The organism is Flavobacterium hungaricum (genome assembly GCF_015182285.1).
GTDB classification, from domain to species: domain Bacteria; phylum Bacteroidota; class Bacteroidia; order Flavobacteriales; family Flavobacteriaceae; genus Flavobacterium; species Flavobacterium hungaricum.
Genome location: NZ_PRDM01000006.1, coordinates 12,086 through 33,337, shown reverse-complemented (window position 1 = coordinate 33,337; position 21,252 = coordinate 12,086). Strand labels below are relative to the sequence as shown.

19 protein-coding genes and 2 tRNA genes are annotated in these 21,252 nt (G+C 35.3%); 13 read left to right on the top strand and 8 right to left on the bottom strand.

All coding sequences use genetic code 11. The features are described from left to right. Positions 1–177: 177 nt before the first annotated feature. Positions 178–990, bottom strand: coding sequence for a hypothetical protein (locus tag C4F50_RS22045; RefSeq protein ID WP_194140817.1), 813 nt, complete (start codon positions 988–990; stop codon positions 178–180). Positions 991–1,188: 198 nt separating this feature from the next. Between C4F50_RS22045 and gcvP the strand changes: the two genes are divergently transcribed. From gcvP to C4F50_RS22015, 6 genes are all read left to right on the top strand, one after another. Continuing rightward, the gene (gcvP, locus tag C4F50_RS22040; RefSeq protein WP_194140816.1) at positions 1,189–4,038 is read left to right on the top strand and encodes an aminomethyl-transferring glycine dehydrogenase; all 2,850 of its coding nucleotides are present in this window, start codon (positions 1,189–1,191) and stop codon (positions 4,036–4,038) included. A gap of 549 nt (positions 4,039–4,587) precedes the next feature. Next, the gene (locus tag C4F50_RS22035; RefSeq protein ID WP_194140815.1) at positions 4,588–5,646 is read left to right on the top strand and encodes a 3-oxoacyl-ACP synthase III family protein; all 1,059 of its coding nucleotides are present in this window, start codon (positions 4,588–4,590) and stop codon (positions 5,644–5,646) included. 226 nt (positions 5,647–5,872) lie between these two features. Next, on the top strand, positions 5,873–6,400 hold the full coding sequence (locus C4F50_RS22030; RefSeq protein WP_194140814.1) for a methyltransferase: 528 nt from the start codon (positions 5,873–5,875) through the stop codon (positions 6,398–6,400). Positions 6,401–6,529: 129 nt separating this feature from the next. Beyond that, the gene (locus C4F50_RS22025) at positions 6,530–7,378 is read left to right on the top strand and encodes a glycosyltransferase family 2 protein (protein WP_194140813.1); all 849 of its coding nucleotides are present in this window, start codon (positions 6,530–6,532) and stop codon (positions 7,376–7,378) included. A gap of 79 nt (positions 7,379–7,457) precedes the next feature. Continuing rightward, positions 7,458–8,204 carry an MlaE family ABC transporter permease gene (locus C4F50_RS22020; RefSeq protein WP_194140812.1) on the top strand — a complete coding sequence of 249 codons (747 nt, stop codon included), beginning with the start codon at positions 7,458–7,460 and terminating at the stop codon, positions 8,202–8,204. Next, positions 8,204–8,965, top strand: coding sequence for an ABC transporter ATP-binding protein (locus C4F50_RS22015; protein WP_194140811.1), 762 nt, complete (start codon positions 8,204–8,206; stop codon positions 8,963–8,965). Before C4F50_RS22020 ends, C4F50_RS22015 begins: the two co-directional genes overlap by 1 nt. 79 nt (positions 8,966–9,044) lie before the next feature. Here the strand turns inward: C4F50_RS22015 and C4F50_RS22010 are convergent, their stop codons facing one another. From C4F50_RS22010 to C4F50_RS21990, 5 genes are all read right to left on the bottom strand, one after another. Then, positions 9,045–9,644, bottom strand: coding sequence for a hypothetical protein (locus C4F50_RS22010; RefSeq protein WP_194140810.1), 600 nt, complete (start codon positions 9,642–9,644; stop codon positions 9,045–9,047). A 100-nt stretch (positions 9,645–9,744) separates the two neighbouring features. Beyond that, complete coding sequence (locus C4F50_RS22005; protein WP_194140809.1) at positions 9,745–10,341, bottom strand: SprT-like domain-containing protein; 597 nt, start codon at positions 10,339–10,341, stop codon at positions 9,745–9,747. A gap of 80 nt (positions 10,342–10,421) precedes the next feature. Continuing rightward, the gene (locus C4F50_RS22000; RefSeq protein WP_194140808.1) at positions 10,422–11,099 is read right to left on the bottom strand and encodes an SDR family NAD(P)-dependent oxidoreductase; all 678 of its coding nucleotides are present in this window, start codon (positions 11,097–11,099) and stop codon (positions 10,422–10,424) included. Positions 11,100–11,134: 35 nt separating this feature from the next. Beyond that, positions 11,135–12,112 (bottom strand): M28 family peptidase, encoded by a 978-nt coding sequence (locus tag C4F50_RS21995; protein ID WP_194140807.1) that lies wholly within the window; start codon positions 12,110–12,112, stop codon positions 11,135–11,137. Positions 12,113–12,254: 142 nt separating this feature from the next. Next, complete coding sequence (locus tag C4F50_RS21990; RefSeq protein WP_194140806.1) at positions 12,255–13,397, bottom strand: acyl-CoA dehydrogenase; 1,143 nt, start codon at positions 13,395–13,397, stop codon at positions 12,255–12,257. Between the two features lie 494 nt (positions 13,398–13,891). On the opposite strand from C4F50_RS21990, the gene C4F50_RS21985 reads away from it, so the two are divergent. From C4F50_RS21985 to C4F50_RS21975, 3 genes are all read left to right on the top strand, one after another. Further along, positions 13,892–14,467, top strand: a complete 576-nt coding sequence (locus tag C4F50_RS21985) for a chalcone isomerase family protein (RefSeq protein WP_194140805.1) — start codon at positions 13,892–13,894, stop codon at positions 14,465–14,467. A 142-nt stretch (positions 14,468–14,609) separates the two neighbouring features. After that, positions 14,610–15,836 carry a Glu/Leu/Phe/Val dehydrogenase dimerization domain-containing protein gene (locus C4F50_RS21980; RefSeq protein ID WP_194140804.1) on the top strand — a complete coding sequence of 409 codons (1,227 nt, stop codon included), beginning with the start codon at positions 14,610–14,612 and terminating at the stop codon, positions 15,834–15,836. A gap of 286 nt (positions 15,837–16,122) precedes the next feature. Then, positions 16,123–17,067 (top strand): energy transducer TonB, encoded by a 945-nt coding sequence (locus C4F50_RS21975; protein WP_228012114.1) that lies wholly within the window; start codon positions 16,123–16,125, stop codon positions 17,065–17,067. A 260-nt stretch (positions 17,068–17,327) separates the two neighbouring features. On the opposite strand, the gene C4F50_RS21970 is transcribed toward C4F50_RS21975, so the two are convergent. After that, entirely contained in the window at positions 17,328–17,723 is a 396-nt protein-coding gene (locus C4F50_RS21970) for an ExbD/TolR family protein (RefSeq protein ID WP_026728937.1), read from the bottom strand. A 3-nt stretch (positions 17,724–17,726) separates the two neighbouring features. Further along, entirely contained in the window at positions 17,727–18,419 is a 693-nt protein-coding gene (locus tag C4F50_RS21965) for a MotA/TolQ/ExbB proton channel family protein (protein WP_194140803.1), read from the bottom strand. A 131-nt stretch (positions 18,420–18,550) separates the two neighbouring features. Between C4F50_RS21965 and C4F50_RS21960 the strand changes: the two genes are divergently transcribed. The 4 genes from C4F50_RS21960 (at position 18,551) to C4F50_RS21945 (ending at position 21,240) form a co-directional block, all read left to right on the top strand. Beyond that, complete coding sequence (locus tag C4F50_RS21960; RefSeq protein WP_194140802.1) at positions 18,551–19,777, top strand: bifunctional folylpolyglutamate synthase/dihydrofolate synthase; 1,227 nt, start codon at positions 18,551–18,553, stop codon at positions 19,775–19,777. 178 nt (positions 19,778–19,955) lie between these two features. Next, positions 19,956–20,030, top strand: a tRNA-Val gene (locus tag C4F50_RS21955). 458 nt (positions 20,031–20,488) lie between these two features. After that, positions 20,489–21,010 carry a hypothetical protein gene (locus C4F50_RS21950; RefSeq protein WP_194140801.1) on the top strand — a complete coding sequence of 174 codons (522 nt, stop codon included), beginning with the start codon at positions 20,489–20,491 and terminating at the stop codon, positions 21,008–21,010. A gap of 152 nt (positions 21,011–21,162) precedes the next feature. Next, positions 21,163–21,240, top strand: a tRNA-Val gene (locus tag C4F50_RS21945). Positions 21,241–21,252 lie beyond the last annotated feature (12 nt).

Below are 21,252 nucleotides of genomic sequence, written 5' to 3'. Positions count from 1 at the left end.
CTCTTTGTTTTTTGTCTGTTTGAAAATGATTTTTCTCGTTTTACGTCTGCGTGAGGGATAGGAGCTGGCTGCCGAAGCAGCGCGGATAGCCCGACCCCGTTTTGGTAAGCGGGCGAATAAGCGCAAAGTATTTTGCCCGTTTACCGAAACGGGGTCACGCCCAAAATAAATTTATTGCTACAGATAAACAATCATTAGCCACCAGAAAATCGGAACGCTTTCGACCCAAAAAGAAGTATAATATTTGGAACGGTTTGGATTGGCAAAAAAGATAAACAACATTAACATTACAACCATTATCAAATTTATAATGGCATCGTGATAATTAAAAGACGAAATAAAAATCTCTAAAAACCAAAACGGAATCAATAATAAAAAGCCTAAAAGTTTGGTTTTTTTGACTCCGATTGTCTGCGGAACGGTTTGCAAATGCGGATCGTCATTGGCAAGATCTAAAATTTCGAAAACTAAAATCAATACAAAAACCAATACAAAACGCTGTATGCATTTGATAAAGAAATCTATAGAAAACGGAATTTCAGCATTTATTAAAGGCAAAACCAAAGTGGCTCCAACCCAGCAAATGGCCACAATATAAATTTTTACGCCTGCCCAGTTTCTGGCATTTCTTCTGTTCGGAAAAAAGGGTAAAGTATAAAGTGCTGTTATGGCAAAAATTCCGAAAGAGACAATTTGTGTAATCCGTTTTAATTGAAAAAAATAATAGCCGACCAAAAGCAGCGAAATAAAACTTAAAAAGGCAATGATTTTTAACTGTATTCCGATTGGTTTTTTCTTTAGTCGAACGAGCGCATCGTATTTTACAAAGTTATACCCTACAATAGTTCCAAAAAAAACAAATAAAGTCATGGCTTCATCATACTGAATATGAAACACATGGAAAGTTATATGAACCAGAGCATAACATGACAAAGCCACGTGAATACTGCTGTTTAAATAAAAATCTAATAGTTGTTTTAGAAGTTTCATAGCTCAAATCTAATCAATTAGTAACAAATCAACTCTTTAGTTAGAAATTTGATAAAAATTGAAGTTAAAAATACCTATTAAATTATTAATAATACTTAATTTTGCGCCACAAAAAAACAACACATTTACTTTCAAATGTTATTTGCCCCATAAAACTGAGGCTGATGGCATTGACCTTAAAAAATTAGATAGCTACAAATGAGAACAGATGCTTTTGCTTTAAGACACATTGGCCCAAGAGAAACCGATCTTCCGTACATGTTGAAGACTATTGGAGTTGACTCTATTGAACAACTTGTTTATGAAACCCTTCCAGATGATATTCGTCTAAAAGCACCTTTGAACTTAGATCCTGCGATGACAGAATACGAATTCGCAAATCATATTCAGGAATTAGGAAAGAAAAATAAAGTATTCAAATCGTATATCGGTTTGGGGTATCACCCAACTATTGTTCCGGCTCCGATTCAAAGAAACATCTTCGAAAACCCAGGATGGTACACGGCTTACACGCCTTATCAGGCAGAAATTGCTCAAGGTCGTCTTGAAGCAATTTTAAATTTCCAGACTACAGTTATCGAATTAACGGGAATGGAAATCGCAAACGCTTCTTTACTTGACGAAGGAACGGCTGCAGCTGAGGCGATGGCGTTATTATTTGACGTTCGTACCCGCGATCAAAAGAAAAACAATACACACAAATTCTTCGTTTCTGAAGAAATTTTACCACAGACTTTATCTGTACTGCAAACACGTTCGACTCCAATCGGAATTGAATTGGTTGTTGGAAACCACGAAAACTTTGATTTTTCAAATGAGTTCTTCGGAGCCATTTTACAATATCCAGGAAAATACGGTCAGGTAAACGATTATAGCGCTTTTGTTGCTAAAGCAAAAGAAAACGAAATTAAAGTTGCCTTTGCTGCTGATATTTTATCATTGGCTGCGTTAACTTCTCCAGGAGAAATGGGAGCTGCTGTAGTGGTTGGAACTACACAGCGTTTTGGTGTACCAATGGGTTACGGAGGTCCTCACGCTGCTTTTTTTGCAACTAAAGACGAATACAAACGCTCTATGCCGGGTCGTATCATCGGAGTTTCTATTGATGTAAACGGAAACCGCGCTTTACGTATGGCATTAGGAACTCGTGAGCAGCACATTAAACGTGAAAAAGCAACTTCAAATATTTGTACTGCTCAGGTTTTATTAGCAGTTATGGCCGGAATGTACGCGGTTTACCACGGACCAAAAGGTTTAAAATATATTGCAAACAAAGTTCATGCATCTGCAGTTACTGCTGCCGAAGCTTTAAATAAATTAGGCGTTTACCAAACCAACACGGCTTACTTTGATACTATTTTGGTAAAAGCAGACGCTCAAAAAGTAAAAGCTGCTGCAGAGAAAAACGAAGTAAACTTCTTCTATCCTGATGCTGACACGATTTCGATTTCATTCAACGAAACGACTTCAATTGCCGACATCAACCAAATTATTGCGATTTTTGCTGAGGCTGTTGGAAAAGAAACTATTACCGTTTCTGAATTAACTGCAGCAAGTCAATTACCGGCTTCATTAGAGAGAACATCTTCTTTCTTAACGCATGATGTTTTCAATAATCATCATTCAGAAAGTCAGTTAATGCGTTACATCAAAAAATTAGAGCGTAAAGATTTATCATTGAATCACTCAATGATTTCATTAGGTTCTTGTACGATGAAACTAAACGCAGCTTCTGAAATGCTGCCTCTTTCAATGCCAAACTGGAACAGCATTCACCCATTTGCACCAGTAGAGCAAGCAGAAGGTTATATCACGATGCTTAAAAAATTAGAGCAGCAATTAAACGTTATTACCGGATTTGCGGGAACAACTTTACAGCCAAACTCTGGAGCTCAGGGAGAATATGCTGGTTTAATGGCTATTCGTGCTTACCACTTATCAAGAAACGAAGGCCACCGTAATGTATGTTTAATTCCTTCATCTGCTCACGGAACCAATCCTGCTTCTGCAGCGATGGCTGGAATGAAAATCATTGTTACTAAAACGACTCCAGAAGGAAACATTGACGTAGAAGATTTAAGAGAAAAAGCAATTGAACATAAAGATGATTTATCTTGTTTAATGGTAACGTATCCTTCTACTCACGGAGTTTTCGAATCTTCAATTATTGAAATTACTAAATTAATCCACGAAAACGGCGGATTAGTATATATGGATGGTGCCAACATGAACGCACAAGTTGGATTAACAAATCCTGCAACAATTGGCGCTGACGTTTGTCACTTAAACTTACACAAAACATTCGCTATTCCTCATGGTGGCGGCGGACCTGGAGTTGGACCAATTTGCGTGAACGAAAAACTGGTTCCGTTTTTACCAACAAACCCAATTTTAAACGTTGGCGGTGAACAAGCCATTACAGCTATTTCATCTGCACCTTACGGATCTGCTTTGGTATGTTTGATTTCTTACGGTTACATCACAATGATGGGTGCTGAAGGATTAAAAAGCGCTACAGAACACGCGATTTTAAATGCCAACTACATGAAAGCACGTTTTGAAGGTCACTACCCAATTCTTTACACAGGAGAATGCGGCAGAGCAGCTCACGAAATGATTTTAGATTGTCGCGCATTTAAAGAAAACGGAATTGAAGTTGGTGATATCGCAAAACGTTTGATGGATTACGGTTTCCACGCTCCTACGGTTTCTTTCCCTGTAGCAGGAACTTTAATGATCGAGCCTACTGAATCTGAAGATTTAGCAGAATTAGATCGTTTTTGTGATGCCCTTATTTCAATCAGAAAAGAGATCGAAGCTGCAACAGCCGATGATAAAAACAACGTATTGAAAAACGCACCGCACACATTAGCAATGTTAACTACAGACGCTTGGGATTTCCCTTACACAAGAGAAAAAGCAGCTTACCCATTAGATTACATTGCCGAAAATAAATTCTGGCCATCAGTTCGTCGTGTAGATGATGCTTACGGTGACAGAAATTTAGTTTGCAGCTGTGCTCCTATCGAAGCTTACATGGAAAACTAAGAATTAGTTTTTCTTTAAATATTTTAGAACCCGACAGGAAATCTGTCGGGTTTGTTTTTTTGTTTCATGTTTCAAGTTTCAGGTTTTTGCATAACCTGAAACTTGAAACATGAAACTTGAAACATGAAACTTTTCTAATCTAAAGTCATCTGGGCGTGCCACCATCCCGATAAGAGGGCAAAAAATACTTTGTGTATATACGCCCTCTTATCGGGATGCTGTCGGGCTATCCGCACTGCTTGGGCAGTTTGCTCCTATCCCTCACGCAAGAAAAACAAGACAGGTTTAAAATTAATTTCAGATTTCAAGACTCCCATTTTAAGTTCTGTGAGGCAGCTTAAAACATGAAAATTGAAACTTTTTTAAAATATTTTACTTTTCTTCAATCGTTTGAAATCTCGGAAAAATTAAAAAATCATTAAAAAATAAACAATATATATACTAAATAATAGTTATTTCATAATTATATGCATGCATAGTATTTTTTATGATAGTTATCATAATATTATTTATACTTTAGCAATAAATTTATCGGATAAACGGGAAAAAATGAAAATTAAAATAATCGGTACAGGAAGTTATATACCTACTAAATCAGTCAGTAATACTGACTTTGGCGACCATGTTTTTTTAAATGAAGACGGAACACCTTTTGGTTATCCGAATGAAGTGGTAATTAAAAAATTCAAAGGAATAACTGGTATCGAAAACCGCCGTTATGCCGAAGATCAATATAATGCTTCGGATTTAGCATTTTTTGCTGCCGAAAAAGCAATTGAAAATGCCGCTATTGACAAAGAATCTTTAGACTATATTATTTTTGCTCATAATTTTGGTGATGTAAAAATAGGAACAAATCAAACGGATATTCTTCCAAGTTTAGCCACTAGAGTAAAAAACAAATTGGGTGTAAAAAATCCAAAATGTGTAGCTTACGATATTCTTTTTGGCTGTCCAGGCTGGATCGAAGGAGTTTTGCAGGCTAATGCCTTCATTAAATCTGGAATGGCTAAGCGCGTTTTGGTTATTGGTGCCGAAACATTATCAAGAGTGGTTGACGACCACGACCGCGATTCAATGATTTATTCAGATGGTGCGGGAGCTTCTGTATTGGAACTTTCAACAGATGAAGCTGGTTTACTGTCTTACGAAAGTGCCACTTTTGCCAATGACGAAGCTAATTTTCTTTACTTCGGAAAATCATACAACCCAGAATTAGACCCAGATATTAAGTACATTAAAATGTACGGTCGTAAAATTTACGAATTTGCTTTAAGTCAGGTTCCAAATGCAATGAAAAGCTGTCTAGATAAAAGCGGTATCGGAATCGAGGAAGTAAAGAAAATCCTGATTCACCAAGCCAATGAGAAAATGGACGAAGCCATCATCGAGCGTTTTTACAAACTTTACGACAAAACCCCTCCTAAAGACATTATGCCAATGAGCATTCACGATTTAGGAAACAGCAGTGTAGCAACTGTACCAACACTTTTTGATTTAATTCTAAAAGGAGAAATAGAAAATCACGAAATTAATAAAGGCGACGTTGTCATTTTTGCTTCAGTTGGAGCCGGAATGAATGTCAATGCCTTTGTTTACAGATATTAATTTATAGTAATCAGTGTTCAGCTTTTAGTATGCAGTTCCATTTTACGCAGAATTTAATTTCCGTTTAAAAAGGACTAACTAATTACAATAACTAAAATCTGAACACTGTTACTCTAATCTAAATGACTACACCGTTCACTAAAAACTTAACACTGAATACTTTTTTAGTATATTTGCGACCTAATTAAAATCAAGAACGAGAGCTGTTCCGTTCCTCGCAATAACTATGTACGAAAAAACGTTTCCGAATAAAAGATTCAAACTTACCTTAGAGTTTTTACAAAAGCACGTAAGCACATCAGAAACCATTTTTGATTTTGGCGTACCCAATCCGTTTTCTAAAATAATGGAAGAGAATGGTTATACAGTAAAAAACACAAAAGGCGAAGATTTAGATAACGATCAAACGGCTTTACAAACAGAACAATATACCGTTTTTACAGCATTTGAAATTTTCGAACATCTGCTAAATCCATACACCATTTTACAAAACGTAAAATGCGATAAATTGTTAATTTCAATTCCGTTGCGTTTATGGTTTTCTCCGGCATATCGTTCTAAAACAGATATGTGGGACAGACATTACCATGAATTTGAAGACTGGCAGTTAGACTGGCTTTTAGAAAAAACAGGCTGGAAAATAACAGACCGCCTGCAATTTACACATCCGGTAAAAAAGTTTGGATTAAGACCCTTATTAAGATATTTCACGCCTCGATATTATATCGTAGTCGCGGAAAAAATAAAAGCCTAAAGGCAAATTCCAAAAAATAAAATTCCAAATTCCAATTGAAGCATATTTAATTGGAATTTGGAATTTAAAAAAGTTGGGATTTATTCTCAAGAATTGGAATTTGGAATTTAAAAAAATTGGAATTTAAAAATGAAATATTACATCGTCATTCCCGCGCACAACGAGCAGGATTTAATTGGCCTGACTTTACAATCTTTGGTTTCTCAGACTGTCTTACCTGCAAAAATTGTGGTTGTGAATGATAATTCAACTGATAAAACAGAGGAAGTCGTATTGAGTTTTGCAAAAGAGAATCCTTATATTTCTGTGGTCAATAAAACTTCAGATGCGATTCATATGCCCGGGAGTAAAGTAATTCAGGCATTTCAAAAAGGTTTTGAAACTTTAGATTCCAATTACGATATCATTGTCAAAATTGACGGCGATTTAATCTTTCCTCCCAATTATTTCGAAACGATAATCAAACATTTCGAAGCTGATGCAAGAGTTGGAATGGCCGGCGGATTTTGTTACATCGATAAAAACGGCGAATGGGTTTTGGAAAATTTAACCGATAAAGACCATATTCGCGGTGCCTTGAAAACATATCGCAAAGAAACGTTTCAACAAATTGGTGGTTTACGACCAGCTATGGGCTGGGATACAGTTGACGAATTATTATGTAAATATTATAATTGGAAAATCGTAACCGATGAATCCTTACATGTAAAACACCTCAAACCAACGGGCGCAAATTACAACAAAACAGCTCGTTACAAACAAGGCGAAGCTTTTTACACTTTAGGTTATGGTTTTTGGATTACGGCAATTGCTTCTGCAAAACTAGCCATGATGAAGAAAAAACCATTTCTTTTTTTAGATTATATCAGAGGCTTTTGGAAAGCCAAAAAAGCCAAAACACCTTTATTAGTTACCACCGAACAAGCTAAATTTATTAGAAAGTACCGTTTGCAAAAAATGAAACAAAAGTTAATATAATTCGACAAACTGCCGAAAAATAGCAACTCATACCCCAAAACTCGTAACTTCTTTTTAACTTAGCCAATATTTAAAACTTATGATGCTAATTCGTTATTTATCTCAAATAGGAAGATATTTTTTAATGCTTAAAGAAATTTTCAATAAACAGACCAAATGGCCTGTAATGAAAAACTTAATTTTAAAAGAAATTGACGATCTTATTATTGATTCACTTGGAATTGTATGCTTTATCTCTTTCTTTATCGGAGGAGTTGTTGCCATTCAAACTGCTTTAAACTTAACCAATCCCCTAATTCCTAAATATTTAATCGGATTTGCTACACGCCAATCGGTTATCTTGGAGTTTGCTCCTACTTTCATTTCTGTTATTATGGCAGGAAAAATGGGATCTTACATTACCTCAAGTATCGGAACAATGCGTGTTACAGAACAAATTGACGCGTTGGAAGTAATGGGGGTTAATTCTTTAAACTATCTTGTTTTTCCAAAAATTATTGCTTTGCTAATGTATCCGTTTGTAATCTGCATTAGTATGTTTTTGGGTATTTTTGGAGGATGGATGGCTTCTGCTTATGGCGGATTTTCTACTAGTCAAGACTTTATTGCGGGAGCTCAAATGGAATTTATACCTTTCCATATTACCTATGCTTTCATCAAAACTTTAATTTTTGCTATGTTGTTAGCAACAATCCCATCTTTTCACGGATATTACATGAAAGGCGGTGCATTAGAAGTAGGTAAAGCAAGTACGGTATCATTTGTATGGACATCGGTTTGTATCATTCTTTTTAATTATATATTAACTCAATTATTATTAGGATAATGATAGAAGTAAAAAACATAGAGAAATCATTTGGTGACAGTAAAGTTTTAAAAGGTGTTTCGACCGTTTTTGAAACTGGAAAAACTAATTTGATTATCGGACAGAGTGGATCTGGAAAAACGGTTTTATTAAAAACCCTGTTAGGAATTCATACTCCAGATTCTGGAACAATCGAATTTGACGGAAGAATTTATTCTGACTTAGATAAAGACGAAAAAAGGGAATTACGAACTGAAATCGGAATGGTATTTCAGGGAAGTGCGTTATTTGACTCGATGACTGTCGAAGAAAATGTTGCGTTTCCGCTAAGAATGTTTACTAGTGATAATAAAGCAAAAATTAAAGAACGTGTTGATTTTGTTTTAGAAAGAGTAAATCTTGTCGAGGCGCACAAAAAATTGCCATCAGAAATTTCGGGAGGAATGCAGAAACGTGTGGCAATTGCCCGCGCTATCGTAAACAACCCAAAATATTTATTTTGTGACGAACCTAACTCAGGATTAGACCCAAATACCTCAACTTTGATCGATAATTTGATTCAGGAAATTACCAAAGAATACAATATCACAACGGTTATCAATACGCACGATATGAACTCGGTTATGGAAATCGGAGAAAATATCGTTTTCTTGAAAAAAGGTTTAAAGGCTTGGCAGGGAACCAAAGAAGAAATCTTTAGAACTGATAACAAAGACATTGTGAAGTTTGTTTATTCTTCGAACCTCTTCAAAAAAGTAAGAGAAGCATATTTGAAAGGGTAAAAAAATTAAAAAAATCCCAGTCCCAAATTCCAATTGTAAAAGTTGGGGTTTGGGATTTTTTTTGGAATTTGATTTTTAGCTATTCCTCATATTTTTTATTAAGTCCTAAACCTAATGTTAATCCAGCTCCAACGAAAACATTCTTAGATATCGAACCAAATACTTTAAGACCAACACTAGGGGTTATTGCATTCAATATTAAACTGGACTTTCTTTTGGGTTTAAACCATTTAAAATTAGCTTCAAAAGGAACGGCATAATATCTTTCATATCTCAGATAGCGGTTATGCTCAAAATCTCTTCTGGTTGTTTTTAAATTATTAGAACTTACTCCGGCAGAAACACTAAAAGAATGACTGTTTCTCGTCCATCTTCTTCCGTACATTACAGCATATTCATCATTATCTTGTACATTTTGAAAAGAAAAAACACTATCTCTTTGTACATATCCTGTCAAATGGGAATATCGCAAAGTAAATAAACTTTTTTTGTACTGGTAATTCACTTCTCCCCCGCCGGCTAAACCAAAATAATCCATACAGGCAAAACCTCCAAAAGCCTCAGCATAAATAATCGGATTAGATCGGTGTTCTTTTATTACAGCATCCTTAATTTCCTGCGAATAAATTGAATTTGAAAGTGATAGAACAAAAATAATCTTAAGTAGTTTTTGCATCATAATCCGTTTTATTTTTATTTATAAGTTACTTAAAACTCCCATAAAAAAATTCCAAATTCCAGCTGATAACATTGGAACTTGGAATTTATATTAATGAAATTTATTGAATGATTTCTACTTCCGCATTTGGATTAAAGAGATACGTTTTTCCAGAGCTTATTTCGATGCATTCAAAACGTTTTGTCCTTACGGCAAGTTTCTTGAATACCTTTCCGTTTTTTATTCTAAAAACACTTCCAAACGGAATTTCAAAAACATAACTCTTATCGCTGTCTGTGTCATATTGTTTTAATGCCAAGGACAAAGTAGTATCGGTATCACTGCTTGCCGAAGGGTTTTTAAAATGTCTGGCAAGCAAAGGCAGAATCTGGCTCGGAAATATCTCTGGCCGAATAAACGGAACCATTAAACGCTGGAAAGTAAATTTCCATTCATTTCCGTGCGGTTTTATATTCCGTCCAAATTTTTCAAAAGCAACCAAATGTGCAATTTCATGAATTAACGTAATTAAAAAACGATACTTATTTAAGCTGGCGTTTACCGTTATCTCATGTTTACCGCTTGGTCCGCGTCTGTAATCACCATGACGCGTCTGACGCTCATTTACGATTTTCAGATGAACCTGATTACTAACAATCAAATCAAAAACAGGTTTGACTGCATGTTCCGGTATATATTTGGCTAAAGTTTCGCTCAATGTGTGTTAAAAGTTATTTGTTAAAAGTTAAAAGCCTTTTCGCAAACATTGGAATTTGGATTTTTAACTTTGGGATGTAACTACGGATTAGTTGAAGAAACTTCTAAAACCTTTCCGTTAAAATATTTATTCCCATTTAAGGTAAAGTCATAAATATAATTTGCCATTCCTGCTGCTGAAATTGGTGCCTGATAACCCGGAAAAGCTTCTTGCAGCATTTCGGTTTGAACAGAGCCAAGGGCCAATACGTTAAAAGAAATACCTTTCTCTTTATATTCTTCGGCTAATAATTCGGTTAAAGTAATAACAGCGCCTTTACTTGAACTATAAGCTGCCAATCCTGCAAATTTTAAACTTCCTCTCACACCGCCAATCGAACTAATGGTTACGACATGACTTCCGCTTTCTAAATAGGGAAGACAAATACGGGTTAAGTTTGCCACTGCAAAAACATTCACTTTATAAATACTTTCAAAATCTGCTTGTGTTGTTTCTGCAAAAGGTTTTAAAAGCAAAGCTCCAGCATTATGAACAACAGCATCTACTTTTTTCCAAGTTGAAGAAAGAAAATGTTCTACTTCTTGAAGCGAATCTTCTACTGATAAATCAACCGAAAGACAACTCACATTGGGGTGTTCTATTAATATTTGAGGGACTTTTCTTGAAATAGCCAAAACTTGATGACCAGCATTGGCGAATTGCAATGCCAATTCATATCCAATTCCTCTGCTGGTTCCTGTAACAATAATATTTTTCATGAAACAAAAATAATCAAATGCAGCAAAACGTACCGCTATTTAGTCATAGTAATTTCCTGTGTTGGTGAATCCGTAATTTTGGTTACTGCCGGTAATAATTCCTGAGTAAAAGAAGTTATGTGCGGAATATCCATTACTTTAAATTCATCTGAAACATGGTGGTAAAAATCAAAATTTTCAAAATCAAATGTGCTTATCGATTGGCACGGTTTTCCAAAAGCCTGAAAAAACGAATAGTTATCTGATCTGTAAAATAATTTGTACTCTGCTTCTTTAGGTAAAAATCCGATAGTGTTTTTACCTGTGTATTCGTTTATCTTTTGTGCCATGTTCGATAAATCAAATCCAGTTATGTAAGCCAGATAATCTCTTTTCATTGGCACACCAATCATTTCGATATTCAATTGAGCGTATAAATCAAAACCTCTTGCTTTAAGTTTTGGTGCCAGACTTTTTGAACCCAGCAGTCCTTTTTCTTCTCCAGCAAAAAACACAATCAAAACACTTCTTTTATTCGATTTTGTTTGACTAAAATATTTCGCCATTGCAGCAACAGAAGTTACGCCCGAAGCATCATCATTAGCTCCATTGTTAATCATATCAGGCTGTTGTTTTTTTTCTAAACCAATGTGGTCGTAATGCGCACTCAAAACGACAAACTCTTTTTTAAGCTCCGGATCTGTTCCTTCGATCACGCCGACAATATTAAAAGCTGGGGTTTTAAAATTGGTAAGGGTATCTCTGTAGGTTTTAAAATAAGGTTTGACATTGTTTTTCTTTAAATAATCTTCTAAAAAAACTGCCGCTTTTTCGATTCCCTTTGTTCCTGTTTCACGACCTTCTAATTCATCAGAAGAAAGATATTTCAAGAAATCCGAGATCTCTGTTTCATTAACTTTATAAGTGACTTCAAGAGGTTTTGAAGTTGATTTTGATTCTTTTTCTGCCGTTGTTGAAGTACTCGATTTACAAGCTAAAAAGACTAATGGAAGTAAAAAGTAGAGTTTTTTCATTATATATCAGTTTAAGTTAGTTTTTTTTTAGAAGATGAAAACAACATTTAATCTATAAACTTATGAAAACTTACAGAATAATCATAAAAAAACCCTTTCAATCTATAAAGTCGAAAGGGTTTAAAATATTTATAAGAGATTATTATCCTGCGATAACTGATCTTGAAATTACAATTTTCTGAATTTCAGAAGTTCCTTCGTAAATCTGAGTAATTTTTGCATCACGCATAAAACGCTCTACATGATATTCTTTTACATATCCGTTTCCTCCGTGAATTTGAACGGCTTCTACCGAAGTATCCATTGCAACCTGCGAAGCAAATAATTTTGCCATCGCACCGCTGACATCGTAATTTTTATGCTGGTCTTTGTCCCAAGCTGCTTTCATACATAAATGACGGGCCGCTTCAATATTAACAGCCATGTCCGCCAATTTAAAAGCAATTGCCTGATGATTGCAGATCTCCGTTCCAAATGCTTTACGCTCTTTAGAATATTTTAATGCTAATTCGTAAGCTCCAGAAGCAATTCCTAAAGCCTGAGAAGCAATTCCGATTCTTCCTCCTGCAAGTGTTTTCATTGCAAATTTAAATCCGAAACCATCTTCTCCTATTCTATTTTCTTTAGGGACCTTAACATCTGAAAACATCAAAGAATGTGTATCAGAACCTCTAATTCCCATTTTTTGTTCTTTTGGACCAACAGAAAAACCAGGCATGTCTTTGGTCATAATCAAAGCATTGATTCCCTTATGTTTTAATTCTGGATGGGTTTGTGCTATAACTAAATATACAGAAGCAGTATTTCCGTTAGTAATCCAGTTTTTAGTACCGTTTACCAAATAGTGATCGCCCATGTCAATGGCTGTTGTTTTTTGAGAAGTGGCATCACTTCCTGCTTCTGGCTCACTCAAGCAAAATGCACCATGAATTTGTCCTGAAGCTAAACCTGGCAAATATTTTTGTTTTTGTTCTTCGGTGCCATATTCCTGTAATCCCCAGCAAACTAAAGAATTATTTACAGACATGACCACAGAAGCAGAAGCATCTACTTTAGAAATTTCCTCCATTGCAATTACGTATGAAACAGCATCCAATCCGCTTCCTCCATATTTAGGATCCACCATCATTCCCATAAATCCTAATTCACCCATTTTCTTAACCTGTTCGGTAGGAAAAATTTGTTTTTCGTCTCGTTCAATAACTCCAGGCAGTAATTCATTTTGAGCAAAATCTCTTGCCGCCTGCTGAATCATTAGATGTTCTTCAGTAAGATTAAAATCCATAATCGTTTATTTTATTGTTTTTGTTCAGCTTGGTTTTAATTAAACTTTGAGCTGTCGGTTTATTTTTTTGTTTTTTGTGTTTAACAGGACCTTCTCATCTATTTGAAGGCTTTCAAAGATACTTTTTAAAAGTCAAATTTACAATGCGCGCATATAAAATTACAAGATCAGCAACGATCACGATAACGTTTTCGTTAATGTGCAGGTTTTCGCAATTTTGAAGAAGAATTTTGCAGCGAATTTTCTAAAAATGATGAATCATAATAACGGTCAAAAAACATAAAATGAGGGTTATTTTTGACTAATTTTTCTACTACCAATATTAAACAATCCTTAAAATACGTAAAACTACGTAAAATAAGTCTTACTAATTTGATTATTAATATAATACAAATTATAAATGTAAAAACTACAAGAAAAAAACATTCGAAAAATGAACCAAATATTAAGAAATTAACATTATTTTTGACCAAAAAATAAACATTTGACAGAACATGAAAAAGATTTTACTACTACTTACACTCCTTTTAAGCTTACAATTTTCAACCGTTTCTGCGCAGACTCAAATTGATGTTAATGGTGTTACAGTTCCTAGAAAAATAGATATTCAAGGCAAGACTTTACAGCTTAACGGTGCTGGCGGCAGATCTAAAATGTGGTTAGAAGTTTATGTTCAAGCTCTTTATTTATCACAACTGAGCCAAGACCCAAAATTCATTATTGACAGTGATACCGAAATGGCTGTGCGTATCGAAATTACCTCGTCTATGGTTTCTTCAAACAAATTAACAAAAGCGATGAACGCAGGTTTTGAAAAATCTGCTGGAAGTAATCTTGAAGCGCTGCGTCCAAGAATTGAGCAGTTCAAAACTTTTTTAAGCGATGCAATAACAGAAAAGGACGTATTTGTTTTATTCTACAATCCGTTTGATCAAAGTCTGACTGTAATTAAAAATGAAGTTCCAAAAGGAAAAATTACAGGATTTGACTTTAAACAAGCATTATTTGGCATCTGGCTTTCTGATAAACCAGTTGACGAAACTTTAAAGAAGAATTTGCTTGGAATGTAATTTCCAGTATTTAATACTATTTGAAAGCCGAAAACTACAACGTTTTCGGCTTTCTTTTTTTACTTGCTAAAATTTGCCTAAAATACATTATTCGCATTATTCTATTTTATACTTTTACGCAAACTAAACATATCTCAAGAAAATGAAAGATTTATTACAACAATTTGAAAATAAAGAACCTGAAATTGTTTTTAACTGGAAAGACTCTGAAACTGAAGCTGAAGGATGGACTGTAATTAATTCGCTTCGCGGCGGAGCAGCAGGCGGTGGAACAAGAATGAGAAAAGGCTTGGATATGAATGAAGTTTTGTCTTTGGCAAAAACAATGGAAGTAAAATTTTCTGTTTCTGGACCGGCTATTGGCGGTGCAAAATCGGGTATTAACTTTGACCCAAACGATCCTCGTAAAAAAGGTGTTTTACAACGCTGGTACAAAGCGGTTTCTCCTTTGTTAAAAAGTTATTATGGAACGGGCGGCGATTTAAATGTTGATGAAATTCATGAAGTGATTCCAATGACAGAAGAATGCGGGGTTTGGCATCCGCAGGAAGGGGTTTTTAATGGGCATTTTAAACCTACTGACGCTGACAAAATCAACAGAATTGGACAATTGCGCCAAGGTGTAATTAAAGTAATCGAAAACCCAAAATTCTCCCCAGATGTAACCAGAAAATATACAGTTGCCGATATGATTACTGGTTTTGGTGTTGCTGAAGCTGTAGGTCATTTTTACGGAATTTACGGGGGTGACATCAAAGGTAAAAAAGCAATTGTACAAGGTTTTGGAAACGTTGGTTCTGCTGCTGCTTTTTACTTGGCTGAAATGGGTGCAAAAGTTATCGGAATTATAGATCGCGATGGCGGTTTAATCAACGAAGACGGTTTTTCTTTTGAAGAAATCAGAACATTGTTTTTAAATAAAGACGGAAATAAATTAGTTGCAGACAATATAATTCCGTTTGAGGAAATCAACTCTAAAATATGGACCATTGGTGCGGAGATTTTTACGCCTTGTGCCGCTTCAAGATTGGTAACACAAGATCAAATTGAAAAATTAATTGCAAATGGTCTAGAAGTTATTTCTTGCGGAGCGAATGTTCCGTTTGCAGACAAAGAAATTTTCTTTGGTTCTATTATGGAACAAGTAGACAGCAAAGTAAGTTTGATCCCTGACTTTATTTCAAATTGCGGTATGGCAAGAGTTTTTGCTTATTTTATGGAGAAAAAAGTACAAATGACAGATGATGCTATTTTTAGCGACACCTCAGAGACCATTAAAAAGGCAATTGTAAAAGCTCATGCCTTAAATTCGTCAAAAACACATATCAGTGCAACTGCTTTTGAAATTGCATTGAAACAATTAGTGTAAACTTATATTATACTTTAAATATAAACGGGTCAAATATTTGGCTCGTTTTTTTTATGGTTTAACCGCAAAGTTCGCAAAGCTATTTTTTAATCTCGCAAAGTCGCGAAATCGCAGAGAAAAACTTAAAAAAGAAAAACTTTGCGACTTCGCGACTTTGCGAGAAATAAGTTAGCGTTCTTTGCGTAAACCTTTGCGAACTTCGCGGTTAAATCCTCGCTTTGTTTCTAAACAATTTTTAGTACTTTTAAGCGTTTTTATTTAATACAATTACAAAATTCACAATCAAATGAGTTCCATGAAGGTGAACCCAAATAAAATTAACCCAAACAGAGCAAACGCTTCTAATTCTTCTGACAAAAAGAAATCATTGGCGCTTACTACTGGTATATATGCATTGCTTATACTTTTGCTGTTCTTTATCCGTTTTTGGCCTCCCTATAATCCCGAAAATAATGTTGCACTTGCAGAAGGCGGCGGTGGCGGCGGTGGTGTAACGGTAAATTTTGGGGATAGCGATTTAGGTTCTGGCGCTAATTACAAAAGTGAGGTTTTGGATGTAAAAAACAATGCAAAACAAGCACCTGCAAAAGCAGTAGAAGAAGAAGCTATTATTTCTCAAGAAAATACAACAGCCGATAATGACGTCGTTATTCCGACAAAAGAAAAACCGAAAAAGCCTGTTCCTGTAAAAGTAGATCCTAAACCTGTTCCCGAAAAACCAAAAGTTTCGAATTCTACAAACGATGCTTTGGCGAGTATTATGAAAGGTTCGAACAAAGGCGGTGACGGAGATGATAAAACTGCAGGAAATAAAGGAAAATCCAACGGAAGTTTAAATTCTAATGGCTATTACGGAAGTGGCGGCTCTGGCGGCGGAACCGGAGGCGGTAACGGAACCGGAAATGGTATCGGCACAGGAAGCGGTTACGGAGCTGGAAGCGGCGGCGGTTCTGGAGGCGGATCTGGTTATTCTTTAGGAAACAGAAAGGCTCTTTCTAAGCCTGCACCAAAATATACTTGTAATGAAGAAGGAAAAGTGGTTGTTGAAGTTACCGTTGACCAAAACGGAAAAACTGTTAGCGCAACGGCCGGTATAAAAGGAACTACGAATACTGCAAGATGTCTATTGGATCAAGCGAAATTGGCAGCAATGAACACCAAATGGGAATCTGACAGTGATGCTCCTGCAAAACAAGTCGGGAAAATTATTTATAATTTTAGTTTGGATTAAAAACACGAATTTCACGGATTTACACCAATCTGTTTTTATAAGAAAAGGCTTTCTGAAAAAATTTCAGAAAGCCTTTTTTATTTTCGGCTAGTTTTGTCATTTCTGAAATTACAAAAGTCTGTTTGCGTGAGGGATAGTAGCTGGCTGCCGAAGCAGCGCTCCCGATAGCTATCGGGACGACCGCAATAAAAAAATGGGCAAATCAACGTTATGCTGATTGGCCCATTTTCTTTATTGGGGTCACGCCCTGATAATCATTCTTATTTCGGACTCGTAGCAATTACAAACTTCAAATTGTTCTTTACACCTATCTGCAAAACATCAACTAAATCCTGTACTTGCAGGTTAAACGGAATTCGAACTACAACGGTCTGTTCTTTGTCGGTTCCTATTTTTGACATTAACGAAGTTTCTAGGTTTTCAAAATCAACTGGTTCTTTGTCAATGTAAAACTTTTTATCTTCTGTAACCGACAAACTGATTAATTGTTTGTTGGTTTTTTCATTTGCTTTGGCTTTTGGAAGCGTCATTTTAATGACATTTGGGTTTGCCAGTGTTGAAATAATAAGGAAAAACAACAGCAGGAAAAACATAATGTCACTTAAGGACGAAGTCGCCACCTCTGCGTGAAATCTTCTTTTTCTTTTGATAGACATAGCTTATGATCTTTGAATGATGTTGACAAATTCTAAAATCTGCTTCTGAATTTTTAAAGCAAAATCATCAATTTTTCCATTTAATAAGTGGTAGGCACTGTAAGCAATGATCCCTACGATTAGTCCAGATCCTGAACTGATCATTTTCTCGTACAAACCTCCAGAAATATTTCCGATACTGATATTTTCTGTAACCGAAATACTGTAGAAAATTTTGATTACCCCAGAAATAGTTCCGATAAAACCTAGTGTTGGAGCGATACCGGCAATAAGTCCAAGATGTCCCAAACGTCTTTCCATTTCACCAATTTCGATATCGGCAGCACGGTCCATGTTGGATTCAATTTCGGCAATTGGCCTTCCGATTACCAAAACACCTTCTTTTAAGATATTCGCAGCTGCGGTATCGTTTCTTTCTACAATGGTTCTTGCTAATTCGATATTTCCAGAATTTAATTTATCACCTACATCCTGCATCAAACGGTTGTCAATTTTAGACGCTCGGCTGATGTACATATAACGCTCAAAAATTACGTAAATAGTATAAAACAATAGAATCGCAATCGGAATTAGGAAAACTCCACCCTTCATAATAAACCCAAACATAGAAATTTCGTTCTCTGGTGCAATCTTTTCGATCACTACATTTGAAGCATTTGCGATTGTATCTGTTTGTAATTGAATAAAACTAAACATATATTAATTCTGGTTTTTAATAATTAATTCTAAAAAATATTTGAAATTTGCAATAAAGATAATTTTCGCTGTAATATTAAACTACAAAAATCGAAATTTATTTCAATCAACAACCATTTTATCACAAATAAATGAACTATCAAGAGACAACGAACTGGATGTTTAATCAGCTTCCAATGTACCAGCTTCAGGGCGCTTCGGCTTATAAAGAAGATTTGACTAATATTAGAGTATTGGCGGCTCATCTTGACAATCCGCAAAACCTTTTAAAATGCATTCATGTAGCGGGAACAAATGGTAAAGGTTCGACCTCTCACATGCTGTCTTCTGTTTTGCAGGAAGCGGGTTATAAAGTCGGTTTGTATACTTCTCCTCACCTTAAAGATTTTAGAGAAAGAATTAAAATAAACGGTCAGGAAATCTCTGAAGATTTTGTTATTGAATTTATCGCGAAACACAAAGACTTTTTTGAAGCAAACGATATGAGTTTCTTCGAAATGTCGGTTGGTTTGGCGTTCGATTATTTTGCAGCCGAAAAAGTGGATATTGCAATTATTGAAGTTGGCCTTGGCGGCAGATTGGATGCTACTAATATTATTACGCCGTTGGTTTCGGTAATTACAAATATTGGTTTAGATCACACACAGTTTCTTGGAAATACATTGGAAGCTATTGCTGGCGAAAAAGCGGGAATCATTAAACCAAATGTTCCAGTTGTTATTGGCGAATATACAGATGAAACAAAACCTGTTTTTCTGGCTAAAGCCGAAGAGAATAACGCTCCGATTTATTTCGCATCTGATTTGATTGACCAGATTTATTTGTCTGATTTGATCGGCGATTATCAGTTTCATAATAAAAAGACGGTGCAGCAGACCATTTCGATTCTGAATAATGAAACTGATTTTAATATTTCGAATGAACAATTGCAAGAAGGTTTACTGCATGTTGTCAAAAATACCGGCCTGCAAGGAAGATGGCAGCAATTGGGCGAAAATCCAAAAATTATCTGCGACACGGCGCACAATAAACACGGATTATCGGTTGTGATGAATCAGCTGAAAAACGAAAAATTCGAAAAGCTTCATATTGTTTTGGGAGTTGTAAACGATAAAGATCTGGATTCTATTTTACCGCTTTTTCCAAAAGAGGCTCATTATTATTTCTGCAGTCCAAATTCTTCTCGTGGATTGAGCACCGAAATTTTGCAAAGCGAAGCCAAAAAGTACGATTTGATTGGCGAAAAATATGATTCTGTCGAAAGCGCTTTCGCGGAAGCCAAGCAAAACGCCTCAGAAAATGATTTTATTTACGCTGGCGGAAGTACTTTTGTTGTTGCCGAAGTGCCTCTGGACTAAAATATACTTTTGATTTAGAAAAAAACTTAAAAATTTCATTTTAATAACAAATTCATAAACAAATAGATATAAGTTATTTTTAAAAATGTTTTATTTTTTATTCGTTTTTCTTTGGAGAACTCAAAAACAGGCGTATATTTGCACTCGCAATCACAAACGATAGCAACCTAGTAAAATAGGGCGATTAGCTCAGCTGGTTCAGAGCACCTCGTTTACACCGAGGGGGTCGGGGGTTCGAACCCCTCATCGCCCACAAAATTCCAAAAACTCCAAAGTCATTTGATTTTGGAGTTTTTTCTTTTATTACTATTTATGAATTTCGTTGTTTACATTTTATTTAGCGAAAGCAAAAACATCAGCTGGCTCAGAGCATTCCGATTCCATCGGAAGCAGTCGGGGGTTCGAACCTTCCGATGAATCGGAACAAGCTATCATCGCCCACTAAATTCCAAAAACTCCAAAGTCATTTGATTTTGGAGTTTTTTTCTTTTATAAGCATTTATGAATTTCGTTGTTTACATTTTATTTAGCGAAAGCAGGAATAAATTATTTTAACGCAGAGTGCTGTAAGAATTACGCAGAGTTCACAAAGCTTTGAGTTTTTGCTTTTGCTAAAAAAGAGCACAAAGCTTTGTGAACTTTATTTATTTTTGTGAAGCTTTATAAATTGAACCTTTGCGATCCTTGTGGTCATTTTAAAATAATTAAGCTATGAGTTTCATCATAAATGTAAGCGAAGAACAAATATTACCTGAAAACAGATTTTTAGTAATAGACTCTCTGTATACTTTTGAATTTCCAAAAACTGTAGAACAATTAAATAAAAATCGTTACCCTAATACAAGTGACGAAGAGTTTGAATTGATAAAACAAGAGTTTGAATCTTTTGTGAGAGAAAATAACAATCCTAATTTAATTTCAGTTGGGAATTATAAGTCTTATGCAGATATTCATTTACCAAAAGTGTATGAAATTATTTTTGATTTACACAATAAAGAAAGATTTTGGAAACAAAAGACAATTATAAAATATGCTTATAACTACAGAGATGTTTTTCACCCAAATTTATGGCAAGGACATTCTTCTCATCTAATAATTGAAATCATCGGAAAACCGCCAATTTTATTTGAAGAGTTACCTATAAATCATAAGCGTGACAATAAAAACAAAACAGTTATCGGAATATGCAGTGAGAGTGATTGGGAAATTATTAGAAAGAAAAGCATCTTCTAAGCGAGAAAGAGAAATTAAATCACATTAAATAAAATAAATAAAAACTTACAAAAATATTTAAAAACTTACAAAAGTTAAAAATTCCTTGCAGAAATCAAAAACAAACGTATATTTGCACTCGCAATCACAAACGATAGCAACCTAGTAAAATAGGGCGATTAGCTCAGCTGGTTCAGAGCACCTCGTTTACACCGAGGGGGTCGGGGGTTCGAACCCCTCATCGCCCACCAAATTCCAAAAAC